3 protein-coding genes are annotated in these 2,654 nt (G+C 71.9%); 1 reads left to right on the forward strand and 2 read right to left on the reverse strand.

Features of this window, described 5'->3' with window-relative positions; all coding sequences use genetic code 11:
• Positions 1–978: hydantoinase/oxoprolinase family protein (locus tag P3W85_RS04685; protein WP_276263903.1), on the reverse strand; the 978-nt coding region annotated here is incomplete at its 3' end.
• On the reverse strand, positions 968–1,963 hold the full coding sequence (locus tag P3W85_RS04690; RefSeq protein ID WP_276263904.1) for an ATP-grasp domain-containing protein: 996 nt from the start codon (positions 1,961–1,963) through the stop codon (positions 968–970). The genes P3W85_RS04690 and P3W85_RS04685, both read right to left, overlap by 11 nt.
• 9 nt (positions 1,964–1,972) lie before the next feature.
• Here P3W85_RS04690 and P3W85_RS04695 point away from each other — a divergent pair.
• Positions 1,973–2,654, forward strand: a 682-nt coding sequence (locus tag P3W85_RS04695; protein WP_276263905.1) for a HisA/HisF-related TIM barrel protein, incomplete at its 3' end; no start/stop codon positions are given.

A 2,654-nucleotide genomic window follows, 5' to 3' on the forward strand; every position in this document is an offset into this window, starting at 1 on the left:
ATACACCGGCGCCACCCCCACGATCTCCTCAAAAGCCCGATAAGGCCGTCCAAGCCTGCCAGCCAGGTCCCGCACCAGGAAGTGCCCGCAGCCCGCGCCGATCAGCGGCGCATCCGCCGGCAAGCCGGACCGGTCCATCACCCGCAACAGGTTATCGCCAAGCTCCGCGATCTGCGCCTGCCGCCATCCGCGGGCAACCTCCAGCCACTCCGCCGGCGCCGCGTCGCGCGCATCGAGCCCGATCATCCTGGCCAGCCGCTGCCGCGTAGCCTCGGGCGTCTTGGCACCGCCATCGGCGGGCGGGTGGGGATCGTGCGCATCCGGCAGCTCCCCGGTGATCCGGTACACATCCGCGGTGGTGGCGAACAGTTCGTTCATCACGTTATAGCTGTCGCCCTTGAAGGCGATGCGGCGCGCCAGCGCGCACAGCGGCGTGCGCGCCACGCCCAGGTACACCAGTTCGCCGGAAGCGAGCCGGCCGGCATCGTCCCGGCCATGCGCTGCCACCGCGCCGTCCACGATGGGAATCAGGTCGCTGGTGGTGGTGCCGATGTCCACCAGCAGGCCATGCCCGATACGCGCGGCCGCCATGCTGGCGGTCGCCACCCAGTTGGCCGAAGCGATGTGCCGCCAGTCCGCCGCCACCTGCCGCCGCGTGCGCCAGCCCGCCGCGCCGGCAAAGAAGACGGCGCGCTCGCCGAAGGCGCGCCACATGACATCCGCCAGCGCCGCCACCCCGGCCTCCCGGTGCGCGAACAGGTCGGCCATTTCGCCGGTCATCGTGACCGCGTGGGCGGCATCCGCGCAATCGGGCCAGCGTGCGCGCGCGTGCGCCAGCACATCGTCCAGCAAATGCAGGCCCTGCCACAAGGGGCAGGCCCACTGCGCGATATCGCGCACGACACCGTCTTCCAGGCGCGCAGCCTTGATATTGGCACCACCGAGGTCCCAGCCATAGACAACATGCTCAGCGCCCATGGGACGCTCCATTGGTTTCGAGCCGTTCCACCTGGATCTGGTGCCCCGCCAGCATCTCGCAGGCCAGGTTGCGGCCAAGGCAGGCCGACAAGCCCGCATAGGCGCAGGTCACGCGCGGATTCACCTCGATCACCACCGGGCCACGCTCGGGATGCCAGACCAGGTCGATGCCGACGAAACCCCGCAAGCCCGGCATGCCCGCCACCACGCACCCGGCCACATCCGCCAGCCAGCGCCCGGCCGGCCCATCCAGCCCGATGGCATTGATCTGCACGCCATCGTCGTGCACCTGGCCCCATGCATCGATGCGGATGCGCTGCCGGTTCACGCTCAGCAATTCGGCCCCGCCGGGGCCGCAGAGCAGCGACACGCTGATCGGCTCGCCCTCCACCCAGGGCTCCAGCACCACCGGCTCGCCGTCCGCGAGGCGCCGCAGCCAGGCTTCATGCGCCGCCCCGAAGCCGCCGTAGGCGTGCGTCGCCACCGATCCCGCGCCATCGTCCGGCTTGACCACCCAGCGTCCGGGCTCGGGAATATCCCCTTCGCCCCATGGCCGGGTCGCGGCGACGCCGAGCGCGGCAAGCCGCTGCGCGGTCGCGCGCTTGCTGGTGGCCAGCGCGATCGCGCCGGCATCGCAGCCCAGCCAGCGCGCCTCGCCCACCATGTAGTTCAGGCTCAGCAGCACGCCGTCGGATTCCGGCGCGACGACCCAGCTCACATCGTGGCAGGCCGCCTGGCGGCGCACGAAGTCCGCCGCGTCCTCGCCGGGCGCGTGCGCGCACCAGTCCACCTTGTGCGCGCCATGGCAATCGGGCTGCGGCTCGCCGGGCAATGCCGCGCAGGTGACCGCCACGTCGCCGATACGGGCCAGATCTGCGGCCATGGCGTCACGCATGGCCCTGCCCTGGCGCAGCAGGTGCGGCGCGGCGCGGGTATCCATGGCGCCCGCACTGATATATTCATAGACGAACACACGCGTCATCATTCCCTCTCCATGCACATCATCCCAGTCATCGATCTTCTCGGCGGCCGCGTTGTCCGAGCGGTGCGCGGCCAGCGCGACCAATACCGCCCCATCGTGTCCCGCCTGCATCCGGGCAGCGATCCGCTGGAACTGGCGCGGGCAATGCTTGCGCATTGCGCCAGTGCCACGCTGTATATCGCCGACCTCGACGCCCTCACCGGGCGCGCCGTGCAGGTCGAGGCGCTGCGGGCCCTGTGCGGTGCCTTGCCGGAAACCGAACTCTGGCTGGATGGCGGCTTCGCCGATGCGGCGCAGGCCAGCGCGGCGCTGGACTCGCTGCGCGGCGCCGGCGCGCGGGTGGTGCCGGTGTTCGGCAGCGAAACCCTGTCCGAGCCGCCCGCCGCCGCGGGCAGCGCGCCGCCCTTCGACACCTGGCCCGACGCCGTGCTCTCGCTCGACCGGCGCCATGGCATGCCGTTGGGCAACGCGGCCTGGTGGCAGGCCAGCGCGGCCTGGCCGGCGCAACTGATCGTGATGGCGCTGGATCGCGTGGGCGCGTTCGAAGGGCCCGACCTGGACACGCTCGCGGCGATCCGCGCGCAGGCGGGCGCCGGGCGCCGGCTGGTCGGCGCCGGCGGCATTCGCGACGGCGACGATCTTGCCGCCGCCGCGCGTGCCGGGGCCAGCGCCTGGCTGGTTGCATCGGCCATTC

This window comes from Cupriavidus basilensis (assembly GCF_029335485.1).
Lineage (GTDB): Bacteria > Pseudomonadota > Gammaproteobacteria > Burkholderiales > Burkholderiaceae > Cupriavidus > Cupriavidus basilensis_E.